The organism is Pseudogemmobacter hezensis (assembly GCF_013155295.1).
In the GTDB taxonomy this organism is placed as follows: Bacteria; Pseudomonadota; Alphaproteobacteria; order Rhodobacterales; family Rhodobacteraceae; genus Pseudogemmobacter; species Pseudogemmobacter hezensis.
Genome location: NZ_JABJXT010000018.1, coordinates 12,494 through 27,469, shown reverse-complemented (window position 1 = coordinate 27,469; position 14,976 = coordinate 12,494). Strand labels below are relative to the sequence as shown.

Here is a 14,976-nt window from a genome sequence, read left to right as displayed (position 1 = left end):
ATGGGGGCTGACGCCATGGCCGCCCGAATTGGGCGCCAGAGGCGTGATCAGACTACCCGTTCCCTCCGCCGGTATGAACCGGATCAGGTTCGATGGGTTGGCGTTTCAGCCTCTCAGCCCCGGTTGCCCGGGACACCCCAACGAGTAAGTTGCCTAATCGTTAAGCGGCCGAAATTCGTTTGGCAACCGGCAAAATCACGCTTTTGGCGGGGAAACAGGCCGCAAAGTGGCGGCTGTCTTTTCCGCTTTGCGACATGTCGCAAACAGACAAGTTTACCCCCGGATCTCTGCTCAATTCAGGCTTGCAAGGTGCCGCTGACAACAGCGGAGAATTGGGAAGCCGGTGCGGGTCTGAAAGGGTCTAAATCCGGCGCTGCCCCCGCAACGGTAAGGAAGAGAGGCTGCGACAAGGCCACTGGGTGGAGGAGCCCGGGAAGGTGTCGCAGCCGGGGTTGAAAGACCGCTCGCCAAGCCCGGAAACCAGCCTTCGCACGAGATGTCGAGCCGCGGTGGGCGGCACAGCGACAACAGGCTCGCGGGTCCATCCCCGCGCGGGCCGGTTGTCGTCTGCGCTCCATCGTCAGTCAAACCTGCCTGTTCAGACCCGGAATGCGGGAAACAGGCTCTTGCGAAGGACAGCAAATGCTGAGCCAGTCCGAAACCCTGAACCGCATTCTGTCGCGCCAGCCCGGCTATGCGCTTGAGCGCGATTTATATTGCGATCCCGGCGTGTTAGAGGCCGATCTTCAACACATCTGGTATAAGGAATGGCTCTTTGCCATTCCCGCCTGCGAGCTGGAAAAGCCCGGCGCTTTCGCCACGCTGCAGGTGGGGGCCTATCCGGTCGTTATCATCAAGGGCAAAGACAGCCGTATCCGCGCCTTCCACAATATCTGCCGCCACCGTGGCCAGCGGCTTTGCGCGAAAACAAATGGCTCGACCACCAACCTTGTCTGCCCCTATCACCAATGGACCTATGACCTTGAGGGCAAGCTGATCTTCGCCCGCGATATGGGTGAGGAATTTGATCCCGCGAAGTTCGGCCTGAAGAAGGTTCATTGCGTCGATCTGGGCGGGATGGTCTTCATCTGTCTGGCTGAAATCCCGCCGCCCATTTCCGACCTGGCGCCGAAGCTGATGTCTTATCTTGCGCCCTCGGGTCTGGCGGATGCGAAGGTCGCTTTCAGCTCTACCATCATTGAGAACGGCAACTGGAAACTGGTGATCGAGAACAACCGTGAGTGCTATCACTGCGGCGGCTCGCACCCGTCTTTGTGCCGCACCTATTCCGACAACCCGCGTATGACGGCGATGGAGGGGCCCGATTCGGCCTCGCCCGATATCATCGAGCACTGGAAGCGCTGCGAGGCGGCCGGCCTGCCCTCACGCTTCACCAACCATCCGAAGATGCAATGGCGGCTGGCGCGGATCCCGCTTTTGAACGGGGCCGAAAGCTATACGATGTCGACCAAGGCGGCTGTGGCGAAGCGGATGGGCACTATGCCCTTCAATGACGCGGGCAGCCTGTTGTTTTTCCATTACCCGAACACCTGGAACCACTTCCTCGGCGATCATGCCATCGTCTTCCGCATCCTGCCGATCAGCCCGACTGAAACCCAGGTCACCACCAACTGGCTGGTGCATAAGGATGCCGTCGAGGGCGTCGATTACGATATCGAAACCCTGACCCGCGTCTGGCTGAACACCAATGACGAGGATCGTCAGGTGGTCGAGGAAAACCAGAAGGGCATCCTTTCCCCCGCCTATGAGCCCGGCCCCTATTCGCCGATCCAGGAAGAGGGCGTTTTGCAATTTGTCGACTGGTATGCCGGGATGATGGCCGACCGCCTTAGCCCGCTTTCCGGCAATGGCCCGGCGCTGGCGGCGGAGTAAATCATGGCAAAGCAACAGCTGAACTGGTCGGCAAAGCCCTGGGATGATTCCGAGCTGCTGGAATGCGCGATGGTGGTGCCAGAAACCGCCGACACCGCCACCTTTACCTTTCGCGCGCCCTCGGGGGCCTGGTTCGACTATCAGCCGGGCCAGTTCGTGACGCTGGATCTGCCGGTCGATCCGAAAAAGGGCGCAAAGGGCAATGTGCAGCGCACCTATACGATCTCTTCCTCGCCCTCGCGGCCGCTGTCGATCTCGGTCACGGTAAAGGCCCAGGCGACATCCATCGGCACGCGCTGGATGCTGGATCATCTGAAGCCGGGGATGAAGATCAAGGCTTACGGCCCGGCGGGAATCTTCAGCTCGCATCGGCATCCGGCGAAGAAGTATCTCTTTATCTCGGCGGGTTCAGGCATCACGCCGATGATGTCGATGACCACCTGGGCCTGGGATTCGGGGCAGATGCCCGACATCGTCTTTGTCCATGCCGCGAAACGCCCATCCGAGATCCTGCTGAAAAAGCGGCTTGAGGGGTTTGCCGACCGGGTGCCGGGGCTGAAGCTGCGCTTTACCGTTGAGGAATGTGATCCCTTCCAGACCTGGTCGGGCTATGAGGGGCGGCTTTCGCAGATCATGCTGGGTCTGATGGCCCCGGATTATCTGGAGCGCGAGGTCTTTTGCTGCGGGCCAGAGCCCTTCATGCAGGCGGTGCGCGAGATGCTGGTCTCGCTGGGCTTTGACATGGAGCATTACCACCAGGAAAGCTTTGGCGCCCCTGTCAGCTCGGAAGCCGAGGCCCCGGTGATCGAGGATGTGATTCCCGATGAGGATGCCCGCGCCCAGATCACCTTTGCGGCCTCGGGTGTTACCGCGCCCTGCGCTGAGACGGATACGGTGCTGGCGGTGGCCAAACGCGCCGGGCTGAACATCCCCTCGGGCTGCACCTTTGGTCTTTGCGGCACCTGTAAGATCAAAAAGACCGATGGCGATGTGCATATGGTCCATAATGGCGGCATTTCGGATGATGAGATCGCCGAGGGCTGGATCCTGGCCTGCTGCTCGAACCCGATGGGCAAGATCACGGTCGAGGTCTGACGTCCGGGCCTTATGAAACTCAGAGGCCGAAAATCTGGGGCTGAAAATCGGGGGCTGAGACCGCTGGGCACTTGCCGCAGGTCCAGCCCCTGTTACCCTCTCTTTGTCCGCAAAGAGAGGAGAGCATCGCAATGACCGCCGCCATTATAATGGATGCAAAGGCGCTGAACGCCTTTGTGACGCAGGAATTCGGCCAGGTTGCGGCTGATTTCACCGTCGATCAGGTCACCGATCAGGGCATCCGGCTGCGCCTGCAGGTGGCAGAGCGGCATCTGCGCCCCGGCGGCACCGTCTCTGGCCCGACCATGTTCGCCCTGGCCGATGTGGCGGTCTATCTGGCGATCCTGTCGCGTATCGGCCCGGTTGCGCTGGCCGTGACCACCGGCTGCGCGATGGATTTCATGCGCAAGCCCGCCGCCGGGCGCGACCTTTACTGCGATGTGCGGATCCTGAAGCTGGGGCGGGTGCTGGCGGTGGCCGATGCGCTGATCTTCTCTGAGGGCGAAAGCCAACCGGTGGCCAGGGCCAATATGACCTATTCGATTCCGCCCGCCGCCCCACCCGCCATATCCTGAGCGGGCCAGCGGCCCCGGCGAATCCGATTCGCATCATTCGCAACCCGGCCCCTGCCCAGACCCGCCCTGGTTTTCCGCGAAAAGCCGGGCCGCGCCCGGTTCTGCGACTTATCTCCAGAGATATACACAATTCTGTCCCCCGATCCGGGCTAAGGGCTTTGATTTACCCACAGCTCTGCCCCCAGATATTGTGCAAGCGGGAAAAAACCCCGCTGCCGCCCTATGGCTTTCGGGGCACACATTCATCCCATTTCAGAGGTAATTTCCCCGCAAGAACGGGCCGGAACCCCGGGATTTCAGTGATTTTCCTGCCTTTTCAACCCTGACCAGAACCACATCCGCCAATCAAAGCAGCGACACAATATGTTGACATCCCCCTCAGTCCGGGATCAATATGAAGTCGTTCTGGTGATCCGATTTGCGGCCGGTGACAGTTGTGAAATCCGGCCTTGTGCCGGGCGTTTTTATAAGTGTCAGCGGCAAGCCAGGCTATGACAAACCAGGGGGAAAAAGCCCTTCACGGTCTGTCATGCAGCACCCGCAGATCAGGCGAAAAGCCAGAGCATAATGAAGGCAACAAAACCGTGCGACAGGCATGGAGGGCAGGCAGCGGCGGAAGCGATTCTGGCGGTCCGATCTTCTTTGAACCGTCGCCATCCGGGACAGTAGAAGGATCAGGCAATGACCATCACCGTTTACTCGAAACCTGCATGCGTTCAATGCACCGCAACCACCCGTGCGCTGGATGCCAAAGGCTTGTCCTATTCCGTTGTTGATCTGACCGAGGACGCCGATGCGATGAGCCGCGTCGTGGCCCTTGGCTATCGTCAGGCCCCGGTCGTGATCGCCGGTGACGCGCATTGGGCGGGCTTTCGCCCCGATATGATCGGCCGTCTCGCAAGCTGAGGGTCGTGCCATGCCCGGGCTTGTCTTTTTCTCTTCTGCATCGGGCAATACGCTGCGTTTTGTGACGCGTCTTTTCGGGGGCCCAGGGCCTGGGCCCCAGGCTGCCAGTGCCTCAGCCCCTGAGCGTGGGCTTTACCGCATACCCATTTCGCCAAAAGAGCCAGGGCCGGATCCGTCGGCCCTGACGGCTGCGGGCGGGTATGTGCTGATCTGTCCGACCTTCGCTGATGGCGAGGGCCGGGGCGCCGTGCCGAAACAGGTGATCCGCTTTCTCAATGACCCTGGCCTGCGGGCCGGGATCAGGGGCGTGATCGCGGGCGGCAATCGTAATTTCGGTGCCACCTTCGCCCTTGCAGGCAAGGTGATCGCCACTAAATGCAATGTCCCCCTGCTCTATTCGTTTGAGCTGGCGGGGACGGAAACCGATATCGCCCGCGTCCGGCGCGGGCTCGATTTATTCTGGGGGACGGAATGCTCGACAATGGCGTGAAGCCAGCGCTGGACTACCACGCGCTGAATGCGATGCTGAACCTCTACGACGGCGAGGGCAAAATCCGCTTTGACGCCGATCGTATGGCGGCGAAGCAGTATTTCCTGCAGCACGTCAATCAAAACACCGTCTTCTTCCACAACCTGGATGAGAAGCTGCGCTATCTGGTCGATGAGGGCTATTATGAGCCCGCCGTCCTGGATCAGTATTCGCGCAACTTCCAGCGCCAGATCTGGGATGCGGCGTTTGAAAAGAAATTCCGCTTCCCGACCTTCCTTGGCGCGTTCAAATATTACACCAGCTACACGCTGAAGACCCGCGACGGTCAGCGCTTCCTTGAGCGCTATGAGGACCGCGTGGTCATGGTCGCGCTGGCGCTGGCGCGCGGCGATGAGGCGCTGGCAATGTCCTTCATGGAAGAGATCCTCTCGGGCCGCTTCCAGCCCGCGACGCCGACCTTCCTGAATGCCGGCAAGATGTCGCGCGGCGAGCTGATCTCATGCTTCCTGCTGCGGCTTGAAGACAATATGGAATCGATTGGCCGTTCCATTAACTCGGCGCTGCAGCTGTCAAAGCGCGGTGGTGGTGTGGCGCTGATGCTGACCAACCTGCGTGAGGCCGGTGCGCCGATCAAGGGGATCGAGAACCAGTCCTCGGGCGTCATCCCGGTGATGAAACTGCTGGAGGATTCCTTCTCTTACGCAAACCAGCTGGGCGCGCGTCAGGGTGCTGGTGCGGTTTATCTGAACGCCCACCATCCCGATATTCTGCGTTTCCTTGATACCAAGCGCGAAAATGCTGACGAAAAAATCCGCATCAAAACGCTGTCTCTGGGCGTGGTGATCCCGGATGTGACTTTTGAACTGGCGAAGAAAAACGAGGATATGTACCTCTTCTCGCCGCATGACATTCAAAAGGTCTACGGCGTGCCCTTCTCGGAAATCTCGGTCACCGAGAAATATGACGAGATGGTTGATGACAAGCGCATCAAGAAAAAGAAAATCAACGCCCGCGAGTTTTTCCAGACGATTGCCGAGATCCAGTTTGAATCCGGCTATCCCTATATCATGTTCGAAGACACGGTGAATAAGGCCAACCCGATCCACGGGCGCATCACCATGTCGAACCTGTGTTCGGAAATCCTGCAGGTGAATGAGGCTTCGACCTTCCATGAAGATCTGAGCTATGATCACCTTGGCACCGATATTTCCTGCAACCTCGGTTCGCTGAATATCGCAGCAACGATGGATGGCCCGGATATTGGCGCAACGGTCGAGGCCGCTGTGCGGGCGCTGACGGCTGTGTCGGAAATGTCGGCGATTGATGCGGTGCCCTCGATCCGGCGCGGCAATGACGAAAGCCATGCAATCGGCCTTGGCCAGATGAACCTGCATGGCTATCTGGCGCGTGAGCATGTGCATTACGGCTCGCCCGAGGGTGTGGAATTCACCAGCGTCTATTTCGCTGCTGTGGCCTATCACGCAATCCGCACCTCGAATCTTTTGGCGCGCGAGCATGGTCAGAGCTTCAAGGATTTCGACAAATCGAAATATGCCGATGGCTCGTTCTTTGACAAATACACGGAAAAAGACTGGCTGCCGGTTTCCGAGAAAGTCACGGGGCTGTTTGAGGGTATAAACCTGCCAACCCGCGCCGATTGGGAAGCGCTGAAATCCGATGTGATGGAATTCGGTCTTTACAACCGCAATCTGCAGGCGGTGCCGCCGACGGGGTCGATTTCCTATATCAACAATTCGACCAGCTCGATCCACCCGATTGTGGCCAAGATCGAGATCCGTAAAGAAGGCAAGATCGGACGGGTTTATTATCCGGCGGCCTTTATGTCGAATGAGAACCTGGAATATTACCGCGACGCCTATGAGATTGGCCCCGAGGCGATCATCGACACCTATGCAGCGGCGACCGAGCATGTCGATCAGGGCCTGTCGCTGACGCTGTTCTTCCCGGCTGAGGCCACCACGCGCGATATCAACAAAGCGCAGATCTATGCCTGGAAAAAGGGCATCAAAACAATCTATTACATCCGGCTGCGCCAGACCGCGCTGGAGGGGACCGAAGTGCAGGGCTGCGTTTCCTGTACGCTGTAAGGTCTGGTTGAGTTGCCCGGGGGCTCTGCCCCCGGACCCCCGGGATATTTTCAGACAGATGAAAGGTTCTTCCAGGATGAAGGATCATGTGATGCCGAAGACGATTTTGAAAGCGATCAACTGGAACCGTTTGCAGGATGAGAAAGACCTGGAGGTCTGGAACCGGCTGACGGTGAATTTCTGGCTGCCGGAAAAAGTGCCGCTGTCAAATGATGTGCAGTCCTGGTCGACTTTGCGCCCGGAAGAGCGGGAATTGACGATCCGGGTTTTCACCGGATTGACGCTTTTGGATACGGTGCAGTCATCGGTTGGCGCGATCTCTTTGATGCCCGATGTGGTCACGCAGCATGAAGAGGCCTGTCTGACCAATATCGCGTTTATGGAATCTGTGCATGCGCGCAGCTATTCTTCGATCTTTTCGACGCTTTGCTCGACCAAAGAGATTGACGATGCTTTCCGCTGGTCAGAGGAAAACCCGCATCTGCAGGCCAAGGCCCGGATTATCCTTGATAAATACAAGGCCGGTGAGGATCCGCTGAAGCGAAAGATCGCCAGTGTTTTCCTGGAAAGCTTCCTGTTCTATTCCGGCTTCTATTTGCCGATGTATTGGTCAAGCCGCGCAAAGCTGACCAATACCGCCGATCTGATCCGTCTGATCATCCGCGACGAAGCGGTGCATGGCTATTACATCGGCTATAAATTCCAGCGCGGTGTGGAAAAGCTGGATGAGGCGAAACGCCAGGAGCTGAAGGATTTCGCCTTTGCCCTGATGTTTGATCTTTATGAGATCGAGCAGCGCTATACCGAAGAGCTTTATGACGGCATCGGGTTGACCGAGGATGTCAAAGCCTTCCTGCATTATAACGCCAATAAGGCGCTGCAAAACCTTGGCTATGAGGCTTTGTTCCCGCCTTCGGTCTGTGAGGTCAACCCCGCCATTCTGGCCGCGCTTTCGCCCGACAGTGAAAACCATGACTTCTTCTCAGGTTCCGGGTCGAGCTATGTGATCGGCAAGGCGGTCGCAACCGAGGATGACGACTGGGATTTCTGATCCAAAGCCTGGCAGGTCGTCAGCACTGCAAAACGAAATAAGGTGGGGCCCGCGTTTGCGGCCCCACCTTATTGTTTTCAGATAATGGGCTTAGCGGCGGTCCCAGCCCACAAGCGAGGCCAGAAGCAGGAGCGCGGCACCACCGGCCCAGGCCCAGGCCCCATAGCCTGCCAGCTGGGTGATCGCATGGTTCAGATCTGCGGCCTTCCCAAGATCGATATTGACCGGCACCGGCAGCGGCTGATCACCTTTGTTCAGGTTCCACAGGATCCAGCCCATCAGGCCAACCCCGGCCCCGCCCCCGATCAGGCCAATCAGGCGCGCCGGGATATTGAACAGCACCAGCAACAGGAACAGCGCTGCCAGGATGAATGTGGCCAGGAACACCACCAGCTCGATCGGTGAGGCGGTCACAAAACTGCGGAACGTCTCGACATCGGGCTGCAATGAGCGGAACAGATTCCAGGGAGAGATTGAAATCCCCGCCAGTGCCGGCCCTGTCCAGGAAAGAAACAGGCTGACGATCATTGAAATCGAGGCAAGAATGGCTAGCGCACGCAAGGAGAGGCTCCGATATTGATGATGCAGCCATTTCCGGCTGTCGCTGAGGTCACCGCGTTGTGAATACTGTGATATCCCACCGCGTTATCGGTCAAGCTTAATTCCCGCGCATGTCGATCTGCGGGCGGGGATAGGGCGATTTATGGACAGGATCGGGGCTGCGGTTCCGGCCATTTTCCCGCCGGTTCTGCAAATATACCAGGGCCACGCGCGGGAGTGATTGAGCCTGCGGCCAACTCGGGCTAACATCATGTCATGAGCCATGATTATGCCTTTCAGCGCCGCGAGACCTTTGACACCTTCCGCGAATCCAAGGGGGTGAAGCTGCCTGCAAAGGCGGTGGTCGAATATGCCTTTTTCCCTGAGGAACAGGAGGCCAACTGGGCCGGGATCACCCGCGCTCTGGAAGCCAAAGGGTATCGCATCAGCCGCCCCGATGAGGATGAGATGCTGATCGCCGCCATCGGCCCCATCGCCATTACCGCCGAAGAGATCTGGAAATGGGAAGAGGCCGCGACACAGATCGCGGTCAGCTTTGATTTCTATCCCGACGGCTGGGAACTGGACATCTGAACCCCGGCGGCGCCCGCTGCATTGGCAGACGGGCCAGCGGATCGTCTGCTTTTCAGGCGTTCAGCAGGGCCATGGCAGCGGCATGGATTTCCGGGTTGGCAGCCGCCAGCACGCGCCCGCCATTGCTGCAATCGCTGCCATCCCAGGCTGTCACCACCCCGCCCGCCGCGCGGATCACCGCCATTGGTGCCTGGATGTCATAGGCCTGCAGCCCTGCCTCGATCACCAGATCAATCTGCCCCGCCGCCAGCAGCGCATAGGCGTAGCAATCCATCCCATAGCGCAGCAGCCTGACCTGCTCTGCCACCTGGCGGAAGGCTGTATATTCCTCAGCCGAGCCGATTTCGGGGAAGGTGGTATAAAGGAAGCTTTCGCTCAGCGGGCGGGCACGGCGGGTGGCCAGCGGCTTTTCTCCATGCGGCCCCTGCACGCGTGAGCGGCCAAAGCCGCCCTCAAAACGCTCGCCGATATGGGGCTGGTCGATCAGCCCATAGACCGGGCCGCTGTCATCGCGCAGCGAGATCAGCACGCCCCAGGTCGGGCTGCCGGTCAGAAAGCCACGGGTGCCGTCAATCGGGTCAAGCACCCAGGTCAGGCCAGAGCTGCCGGGCTGGCTGCCGTATTCCTCACCGAGGATGGCGTCCTGGGGGCGCTCGCGGGCGAGGATCTCGCGCATGCGCTGCTCCGAGAGGCGGTCGCCCATGGTCACCGGATCAAAGCGATTGGTCTCTTTGTTGTCGGCCGCAAGATCGGGGCGGCGGAAATACTCCAGCGTTGCCACCCGCGCGGCATCGGCCAGCAGATGGGCGGTGCGGATCAGCGACGCAACCTCAGAGGGCGGCAGCGTTGCGGCAAGCCCCGATCCGGCTGTCAGCACCGCGCTCTGATGGGCGGGACGGGAATCGGATGTCATGATGGCGCACCTCGCAGCTTGAACGGCGCTATCAGACCGCATCTGCCCCGGCTGCGCCAGCCGAAGCGGGTAACAGGATCACGAAATTTTCAAAACCCGCCGCAGCCGCCCTGCCCCGGATCAGCCCCCGCCACCGCTTGCCGGGGCGTGTGAAACGCGTCAGGACTGGCGGGGTGAAAACATGCGCAGACAGCCATTCGGTTGCATGGGGAAATGGTGATGACGGAAAACAGGCTTTTGCTGCCGGATCTGGCGCGCAGCCTCGCCCTGGTGGCGATGGTGGTGTTTCACTTCACCTGGGATCTGGCGATGTTTGGGCTGATCGCGCCCGAGACCGCATTTTCCGGCTTTTTCTGGTATTTCGCGCGGATAACGGCGGGAAGTTTCATCTTCCTTGCCGGCATGGGGCTTTGGATGGCGCATGGCGCGGGGATCCGCTGGCCCGGCTTCTGGCGCAGGCTGGCAAAGATCGCGCTGGCGGCGGCGCTGGTGACGCTTGGCACCCGCATCGCCATGCCCGAGGCCTGGGTGTTCTATGGCATCCTGCATTCCATCGCGGTCTCGTCGCTTCTGGGGCTGGCCTTTTTGCGCTGGCCGCCCATCCTGCGGCTGGTGCTGGCGGGCGGGATCTTTGCGCTGCCCTGGCTTTGGTCGCATCCGGCGCTGGATGGGCCGCTGGTCTGGCTGGGCCTGTCGGGGCGCATTCCGGTGACGGTGGATTATGAGCCGCTTTTCCCCTGGTTCGCGCCCTTCCTGGCCGGGATGTCGCTGGCGCAGTTATTCGCACGCCATCAGGTCTGGGCGCGGATCGAGCCGCGCAGCACCCGGTTTCTCAGGGCGCTGGCCTGGCCCGGGCGGCATTCGCTGGCGATCTATCTGATCCACCAGCCGCTGCTGATTGGGCTGCTGGCGGCGCTTACCTGGGCGCTGGCGCGGCTGAGCTGACGAAAAAGCCCCGCCGCAGGACAAACCATGCGGCGGGGCGATAAGGCGAAAGCCGCCTCAGATGGCCAGGGTCAGAACCGTTGCCATCTGCAATTCGCCAAAGCCGTTGAAACGGCTGTTGGTCACCACCGAATAAGACCCCATCCCGTGCAGGATGACGTAATCGCCCTCTTCGGCGTCGGCGGGCATCATCAGCTCACCCGGCAGGCGGTCAACCGAATCGCAGGTCGGACCAAAGGCGATGCGCGGGACCAGATCGCCATGGCGCAGCACGCCCTCGGGCGACATCACCTGCAGCCGGTCGATCATACCGATCATCGGCATCTCATTCAGCGAGCCATAGACGCCGTCGTTAAGAAAGACATGCGCGTCGTCGCGGATCGCCTTGATCCGGGCAACCAGGGTGAAGGCATCACCGCAAAGGGCGCGGCCAGGCTCGCAGACCAGCGCCGGGCGGGCCTCGCCAAAGGCCTCATCAGCGGTGCGGCCGATGGCGGCGAAGATCGCGTCGTAATCGGGCTGCACGGCGGCCAGACGGTGGTTCGGGAAACCGCCACCGACATTCAGCCGCGCAATGCGCACGCCCGCCTCTTCGCAGATCTCGGCGGCTTTGCGGATATAGGCGGCCCAGGCCTCGGGGTCGGTGCATTGGGTGCCCGGGTGGAAGGTCAGCGAGGGGGTATAGCCCGCCTCGGCGACGATCTGCAAAAGCTCGACCGCGAGTTCAGCAGTGGCGCCGAATTTCGCACCGAAATTATAGGCAGCGCCCCCCACCGGCAGCTTGAACCGGACCGAGATCTCAACGCCCTCGACCGGCACCAGATCGGTCAGCTTCTTCAGTTCCGAGCGCGAATCGACGCTGTAGCTTTTGACGTTTTTCGCCACCGCATGGCGGATCTCAGCAGGCGAGCGCACCGGATTGTGGTAATGGATCGCCGCATCGGGAACCAGCTCGCGGATCAGGTCGATCTCAAAGGGCGAGGCACAGTCGAAACCACGGATGCCCGCAGCCGCCAGGTTCTCGATCATCTCTTCGCCGGGGTTCGATTTCACCGCATAGGTGACCAGCCCCGGAAAGCCCTGGATAAAGCGGCGCGCAGCCGCCTGGGCCACCGAGGGCGCAAAGAAAAGCACCGGATTTTCAGGCTGATGCAGCCGGATGAATTCGGCCGGATTGTTAAAGATCGTCCGTGAAAGTCCCATCGGCGTTTCCCTTTCGGCCAATGAAGACGCTTCGCCCTTCCCATGCATTCGGGTCGGGCACCTGCGTGGTTTGAAGAAACCAGGCCAGGTGCGTATGAGCCGCCCTTTTCCTGCAAGAAGGATGCTGCATATGTGTGACAATCTCACCGAACAAAACTATAGAAATGACTGAAATCATCGTTATTATGACAGCATCAGGGGACAAAGTGCATGGATGAACTCGACCGCAGTCTGATTGGCCTGCTCAGCGCCGATGCGCGCATCTCTGTGGCAACGCTGGCCAGGCGGCTGAAGGTGGCGCGTTCGACCATCCAGGCCCGGCTGGAGCGGCTGGAGACCTCTGGCATCATCGCAGGCTATACGCTGAAACTGGGCGAGGCCGCGCGTGAGGGGCGTCTGCGGGCCAGCGTGCTTCTGACCATCGAGCCGCGCGGCCAGGCGGCGATTCTGACCCGGCTGAAATCCATTCATGAGGTCGAGAAGGTCTATACCACCTCGGGGCGCTTTGACCTTTTGCTGCAGATCTCCTGCCCGAATACGCAGATCCTGGACCAGGTTCTGGACCAGATCGGCGCGATGACCGGGGTGAAAAGCTCGGAAAGTCTGATCCATCTCTCGACCCGGATCGACCGCGCGGTGTAAGGCGGGGCGGTGTAAGGCGCGGCGATGCACGCGCACAGAATACGGGCGCACAAAATAAGGGCGCACAGAATACGGGCGCACAGAATACGGGCGCAAAGTCGCGGGGTCTCAGATGCTGTCTTATCAACATGCCTTTCATGCCGGGAATATGGCCGATGTGCAAAAGCATGCGCTGCTGGCCTGGACGCTGGCCTATATGGTGCAAAAGGATAAGCCGGTCTCTTACATCGAGACCCATGCCGGGCGCGGCCTCTACCGCCTGCAAAGCGCCGAGGCGCTGAAAACCGGCGAGGCCGAGCAGGGCATCAGCCGTCTCTGGGATGCCTTCCCCGAGACCCATCCCTACCGCGAACGGCTTGAGGAAACAAAAGGCATGTTCGGCGCGGATGCCTATCCCGGCTCGCCGATGATTGCCGCACTTGGGCTGCGCGAAAGCGACCGCCTGCATCTGGCCGAACTGCACCCGCAGGAGAATGCCGCGCTGAATGAGGCGCTTGGCTCCTGGGGGGCGCATATCCGCCGCGAGGATGGCTTTGATTTCGCCCAGTCGCTGACCCCGCCGACGCCGCGGCGCGGGCTGATGCTGGTCGATCCGCCCTATGAGGTGAAATCCGATTACGACCTGATCCCGAAGTTCTTCGCCCAGGTGGCGCGCAAATGGAATGTGGGCGTGCTGATGCTGTGGTATCCGATCCTGCGCGACGCGCCGCATCGGGTGATGCTGTCTTTGCTGGAAAGCCAGCATCCCGGGGCGCTGCGCCATGAGCTGCGCTTCCCCCCCGCCCGCGAAGGGCATCGGATGATCGGGACGGGCATGTTCATCGTGAACCCGCCCTTTGGGATTGACGCGGAAACCGCCCGCCTGGATCAGATGTTCCGCGACCTGGGCTGAGGCCGCTCAGACCTCACGCATCCAGAATTGCAGTGGCTTTTCGCTGTCCGTGGGCTGGTCGATATCGCGCCAGGTGAAATGCGCAATCGCCCCGGGCAAGGGCGCATAGCCGCGCTTTTGCCAGAATGCGTCATTGCCGCGATAGGCCTCTGGCCGCAGCGGATGATCCTCAGGCCGTATCACCGAGCAAAAGGCCACATGGCTGCGGCCAAGGGCGCGGGCATGCACCTCTCGCAGATCGAAAAAGCGGTGCCCGATGCCCCTGCCCCGATATTCGGGCAAAAGAACCGACTCGGCGCCGTAAAGGATGTTTTCCAGCGCAAGCCCGCTTTGGCGCACCGGCGCGGCGAACTCGCTGGCGTGATCCTCCATCGGGGCCGAGGTCGAGGCGCCGACGATCCGATCCCCATCCAGCGCCGCCACCAAAAGCGCCCCGGGGCTGTCGCGGTAGGCCTGCAGATAGCCGCGCTCATAGTCCAGCGTGCCATCGTAAAGATAGGGCCAGTCGCGGAACACCGTGATGCGAAGCCGCGCCATGTCATCCAGCGCGGCCTCCAGTTCCGCGCCGGTCAGGGCACGGACGCTCAGGCTCATTTCGAGACCTGCGCGATCCAGTCATTCAGGTTGTAGAAGGTGGTCACCCGGGTGATCTGGCCGCCTTTGATGTCAAAGAAAGACCCCGCCGGCAGGATATAGGTCTGGCCTTTGGCCTCTGGCAGGCCCGGATCGGTCTGCAGATATTTGCCGTGCACGGTAAATTCCGCTGCCGCGCGACTGCCGTCCTCATTGACGAAAATCACGATATCCTTCAGCTCCTCGTGATATGAGACGCCCATATGCGAGCCGAATTCCGCGAATTTCTCGCGCCCGCGGCGGATACCGCCCTCATTGACGCGGTGCTCGATATCGTCGCTGACCAGCGCCGTCATCCCGGCCGGGTTCAGGGCGTTAAAGGCCTGATAATAGGTTTCGATCAACTTGCGGCTGTCAGAGGCAGACATGGCTCTCCCTTTCATTTTTTTCCAAGGATAGCGGCTGCGACAGCAGAGGAAAGTCTGAAAACGTCCTGTTCAGCTCTGCGGGCGGCCTGGGGATTGCACCGCCCGCAAAATGCCGGCCCCAAAGCGCG

General features: G+C 60.5%; 16 protein-coding genes and 2 riboswitches. Of the genes, 11 read left to right on the top strand and 5 right to left on the bottom strand.

Going from position 1 to position 14,976, the window contains the following annotated elements; all coding sequences use genetic code 11:
• Window positions 1-43: 43 nt before the first annotated feature.
• Window positions 44-150, bottom strand: a riboswitch (TPP riboswitch).
• A 143-nt stretch (window positions 151-293) separates the two neighbouring features.
• Window positions 294-503: riboswitch (cobalamin riboswitch) on the top strand.
• Window positions 504-642: 139 nt separating this feature from the next.
• From HOY34_RS16970 to nrdF, 7 genes are all read left to right on the top strand, one after another.
• Window positions 643-1,893 carry an aromatic ring-hydroxylating oxygenase subunit alpha gene (locus HOY34_RS16970; RefSeq protein WP_172365018.1) on the top strand — a complete coding sequence of 417 codons (1,251 nt, stop codon included), beginning with the start codon at window positions 643-645 and terminating at the stop codon, window positions 1,891-1,893.
• Window positions 1,894-1,896: 3 nt separating this feature from the next.
• On the top strand, window positions 1,897-2,988 hold the full coding sequence (locus HOY34_RS16965; protein ID WP_216654815.1) for an FAD-binding oxidoreductase: 1,092 nt from the start codon (window positions 1,897-1,899) through the stop codon (window positions 2,986-2,988).
• Window positions 2,989-3,119: 131 nt separating this feature from the next.
• A complete protein-coding gene (locus HOY34_RS16960) occupies window positions 3,120-3,563 on the top strand; it encodes a PaaI family thioesterase (protein ID WP_172365016.1) in 444 nt (147 codons plus the stop codon).
• A gap of 681 nt (window positions 3,564-4,244) precedes the next feature.
• Entirely contained in the window at window positions 4,245-4,469 is a 225-nt protein-coding gene (nrdH, locus tag HOY34_RS16955; RefSeq protein ID WP_172365014.1) for a glutaredoxin-like protein NrdH, read from the top strand.
• A gap of 10 nt (window positions 4,470-4,479) precedes the next feature.
• Window positions 4,480-4,959, top strand: a complete 480-nt coding sequence (nrdI, locus tag HOY34_RS16950) for a class Ib ribonucleoside-diphosphate reductase assembly flavoprotein NrdI (RefSeq protein WP_172365012.1) — start codon at window positions 4,480-4,482, stop codon at window positions 4,957-4,959.
• Window positions 4,941-7,067 carry a class 1b ribonucleoside-diphosphate reductase subunit alpha gene (gene nrdE, locus HOY34_RS16945; RefSeq protein ID WP_172365010.1) on the top strand — a complete coding sequence of 709 codons (2,127 nt, stop codon included), beginning with the start codon at window positions 4,941-4,943 and terminating at the stop codon, window positions 7,065-7,067. The genes nrdI and nrdE overlap by 19 nt, the downstream gene beginning before the upstream one ends.
• 76 nt (window positions 7,068-7,143) lie before the next feature.
• Entirely contained in the window at window positions 7,144-8,118 is a 975-nt protein-coding gene (gene nrdF, locus HOY34_RS16940) for a class 1b ribonucleoside-diphosphate reductase subunit beta (protein WP_172365123.1), read from the top strand.
• Window positions 8,119-8,208: 90 nt separating this feature from the next.
• Here the strand turns inward: nrdF and HOY34_RS16935 are convergent, their stop codons facing one another.
• Window positions 8,209-8,679, bottom strand: a complete 471-nt coding sequence (locus HOY34_RS16935) for a hypothetical protein (RefSeq protein ID WP_172365008.1) — start codon at window positions 8,677-8,679, stop codon at window positions 8,209-8,211.
• A 255-nt stretch (window positions 8,680-8,934) separates the two neighbouring features.
• Here HOY34_RS16935 and HOY34_RS16930 point away from each other — a divergent pair, with 255 nt between their 5' ends.
• Window positions 8,935-9,252: a ribonuclease E inhibitor RraB gene (locus tag HOY34_RS16930; RefSeq protein ID WP_172365006.1), complete on the top strand. Its 318-nt coding sequence runs from the start codon at window positions 8,935-8,937 to the stop codon at window positions 9,250-9,252.
• A 52-nt stretch (window positions 9,253-9,304) separates the two neighbouring features.
• Here HOY34_RS16930 and HOY34_RS16925 read toward each other — a convergent pair whose 3' ends face one another.
• Window positions 9,305-10,165, bottom strand: coding sequence for an inositol monophosphatase family protein (locus HOY34_RS16925; RefSeq protein ID WP_172365004.1), 861 nt, complete (start codon window positions 10,163-10,165; stop codon window positions 9,305-9,307).
• Between the two features lie 219 nt (window positions 10,166-10,384).
• Here HOY34_RS16925 and HOY34_RS16920 point away from each other — a divergent pair, with 219 nt between their 5' ends.
• Window positions 10,385-11,110: a heparan-alpha-glucosaminide N-acetyltransferase gene (locus HOY34_RS16920; RefSeq protein WP_172365002.1), complete on the top strand. Its 726-nt coding sequence runs from the start codon at window positions 10,385-10,387 to the stop codon at window positions 11,108-11,110.
• 57 nt (window positions 11,111-11,167) lie between these two features.
• On the opposite strand, the gene HOY34_RS16915 is transcribed toward HOY34_RS16920, so the two are convergent.
• Entirely contained in the window at window positions 11,168-12,313 is a 1,146-nt protein-coding gene (locus HOY34_RS16915) for a type III PLP-dependent enzyme (RefSeq protein WP_172365000.1), read from the bottom strand.
• Window positions 12,314-12,523: 210 nt separating this feature from the next.
• On the opposite strand from HOY34_RS16915, the gene HOY34_RS16910 reads away from it, so the two are divergent.
• Window positions 12,524-12,955, top strand: coding sequence for an Lrp/AsnC family transcriptional regulator (locus HOY34_RS16910; RefSeq protein ID WP_172364998.1), 432 nt, complete (start codon window positions 12,524-12,526; stop codon window positions 12,953-12,955).
• Window positions 12,956-13,067: 112 nt separating this feature from the next.
• Window positions 13,068-13,847 (top strand): 23S rRNA (adenine(2030)-N(6))-methyltransferase RlmJ, encoded by a 780-nt coding sequence (locus HOY34_RS16905; RefSeq protein ID WP_172364997.1) that lies wholly within the window; start codon window positions 13,068-13,070, stop codon window positions 13,845-13,847.
• A gap of 6 nt (window positions 13,848-13,853) precedes the next feature.
• Here HOY34_RS16905 and HOY34_RS16900 read toward each other — a convergent pair whose 3' ends face one another.
• Together HOY34_RS16900 and HOY34_RS16895 are read right to left on the bottom strand one after the other, a co-directional pair.
• Window positions 13,854-14,441 (bottom strand): GNAT family N-acetyltransferase, encoded by a 588-nt coding sequence (locus HOY34_RS16900; protein ID WP_172364995.1) that lies wholly within the window; start codon window positions 14,439-14,441, stop codon window positions 13,854-13,856.
• Window positions 14,438-14,848: a ketosteroid isomerase-related protein gene (locus HOY34_RS16895; protein ID WP_172364993.1), complete on the bottom strand. Its 411-nt coding sequence runs from the start codon at window positions 14,846-14,848 to the stop codon at window positions 14,438-14,440. The genes HOY34_RS16900 and HOY34_RS16895 overlap by 4 nt, the downstream gene beginning before the upstream one ends.
• Window positions 14,849-14,976: the final 128 nt, after the last annotated feature.

What these genes read in the sequence shown, in the direction of transcription:
- HOY34_RS16925 (WP_172365004.1), bottom strand. Translation starts at nt 10,165, where the DNA reads ATGACATCCGATTCCCGTCCCGCCCATCAGAGCGCGGTGCTGACAGCC.
- nrdI (WP_172365012.1), top strand. Translation starts at nt 4,480, where the DNA reads ATGCCCGGGCTTGTCTTTTTCTCTTCTGCATCGGGCAATACGCTGCGT.
- nrdH (WP_172365014.1), top strand. Translation starts at nt 4,245, where the DNA reads ATGACCATCACCGTTTACTCGAAACCTGCATGCGTTCAATGCACCGCA.
- HOY34_RS16960 (WP_172365016.1), top strand. Translation starts at nt 3,120, where the DNA reads ATGACCGCCGCCATTATAATGGATGCAAAGGCGCTGAACGCCTTTGTG.
- HOY34_RS16930 (WP_172365006.1), top strand. Translation starts at nt 8,935, where the DNA reads ATGAGCCATGATTATGCCTTTCAGCGCCGCGAGACCTTTGACACCTTC.
- nrdF (WP_172365123.1), top strand. Translation starts at nt 7,144, where the DNA reads ATGAAGGATCATGTGATGCCGAAGACGATTTTGAAAGCGATCAACTGG.
- HOY34_RS16965 (WP_216654815.1), top strand. Translation starts at nt 1,897, where the DNA reads ATGGCAAAGCAACAGCTGAACTGGTCGGCAAAGCCCTGGGATGATTCC.
- HOY34_RS16970 (WP_172365018.1), top strand. Translation starts at nt 643, where the DNA reads ATGCTGAGCCAGTCCGAAACCCTGAACCGCATTCTGTCGCGCCAGCCC.
- HOY34_RS16910 (WP_172364998.1), top strand. Translation starts at nt 12,524, where the DNA reads ATGGATGAACTCGACCGCAGTCTGATTGGCCTGCTCAGCGCCGATGCG.
- HOY34_RS16920 (WP_172365002.1), top strand. Translation starts at nt 10,385, where the DNA reads ATGACGGAAAACAGGCTTTTGCTGCCGGATCTGGCGCGCAGCCTCGCC.
- HOY34_RS16895 (WP_172364993.1), bottom strand. Translation starts at nt 14,848, where the DNA reads ATGTCTGCCTCTGACAGCCGCAAGTTGATCGAAACCTATTATCAGGCC.
- nrdE (WP_172365010.1), top strand. Translation starts at nt 4,941, where the DNA reads ATGCTCGACAATGGCGTGAAGCCAGCGCTGGACTACCACGCGCTGAAT.
- HOY34_RS16915 (WP_172365000.1), bottom strand. Translation starts at nt 12,313, where the DNA reads ATGGGACTTTCACGGACGATCTTTAACAATCCGGCCGAATTCATCCGG.
- HOY34_RS16900 (WP_172364995.1), bottom strand. Translation starts at nt 14,441, where the DNA reads ATGAGCCTGAGCGTCCGTGCCCTGACCGGCGCGGAACTGGAGGCCGCG.
- HOY34_RS16905 (WP_172364997.1), top strand. Translation starts at nt 13,068, where the DNA reads ATGCTGTCTTATCAACATGCCTTTCATGCCGGGAATATGGCCGATGTG.